The organism is Lactobacillus jensenii DSM 20557 (genome assembly GCF_001436455.1).
GTDB lineage: Bacteria > Bacillota > Bacilli > Lactobacillales > Lactobacillaceae > Lactobacillus > Lactobacillus jensenii.
The window spans coordinates 1-976 of sequence record NZ_AYYU01000061.1 but is presented as its reverse complement, the minus strand read 5'-3'; the positions used below and the strand labels follow the sequence as shown (position 1 = coordinate 976).

2 protein-coding genes are annotated in these 976 nt (G+C 34.6%); both read right to left on the bottom strand.

The features are described from left to right. Positions 1 to 189 precede the first annotated feature (189 nt). Positions 190 to 543, bottom strand: a complete 354-nt coding sequence (locus FC45_RS07920; protein WP_236694528.1) for a Rib/alpha-like domain-containing protein — start codon at positions 541 to 543, stop codon at positions 190 to 192. A gap of 24 nt (positions 544 to 567) precedes the next feature. After that, positions 568 to 923 (bottom strand): mucin-binding protein (locus tag FC45_RS07970; protein ID WP_420911453.1); only part of this gene is annotated, 356 nt, incomplete at its 3' end. Positions 924 to 976: the final 53 nt, after the last annotated feature.

The window sequence follows — 976 nt, the reverse complement described above, 5'->3', positions numbered from 1 at the left end:
CATCCTTACACAAACTATTTTACGGTCTCATTTTACGGTCTCAAAAAACAGCTATTATCATATAAATATATAATTTATGAATATTTATTAAGGAAAAATTATTAAACATGATCAAATAACAAATTAAGGCACAAAAAAAGATTAGGTTTATCACCTAATCTTTCTTTGGATCAATTATAAATAGTTCTTCTACTTTTGACGTTTCTTTCTGTTAACACCTAAGCCTAATAAGCTACCTACAGTGGCAATTGCTAAGCCTAAAATACCTACTTGTTCAGTCTTAGAACCAGTTTGTGGTAAAGTCTTCTTACTTTCAACTTTAGAACTAGTTACAGTTGCTGCCTTGGCTACATTAGTATTACCAGTATTAGCTTCCTTAGATAATGTATCTCTATTGCTTTCTACAACAGGATCAACATAGACAGTTACTTTAACATCTACTGATGTACCATCTGGGAAGGTTACAGTTACTATACCAGTCTTCTCACCTACAGAGTTAACATCTGGAACTTCTTTCCATGTGTACTTAGTGCCATCTGGCATCTCATCTTTATTCTTTATGGCTGNCCATCTGCTGGATCTGGTACTGTATCTTTCTTAACAGTAATGTTTTGACCTTCTGGCTTATTAGCTTGGTAAGTAATAGTTACTACCATATTAGCTGAATCAGGAGTTACAACTACTGCGTCTACATTACCATCAACTTTGGCTACATAACCCTTGATTTGTTCAACATTAACAGCACGTAATCCCTGTTTAGCTGGAGTCCATGGATTCATAGTTGTCTTGCCAGTTACTGGATCAGTATAACCGGCATTACTATTTTTATCTTCACGAGTAAACTTAGCAGTTTGTACACTTGTACTAATTTTACCAGTTATTGGATCAACTACATTGATAGTACGAGTTACTTCACGGTACATATCTTTATTAGATGGATCAAACGGTACTGGAATATCTGCATTCTTAGTGTAGC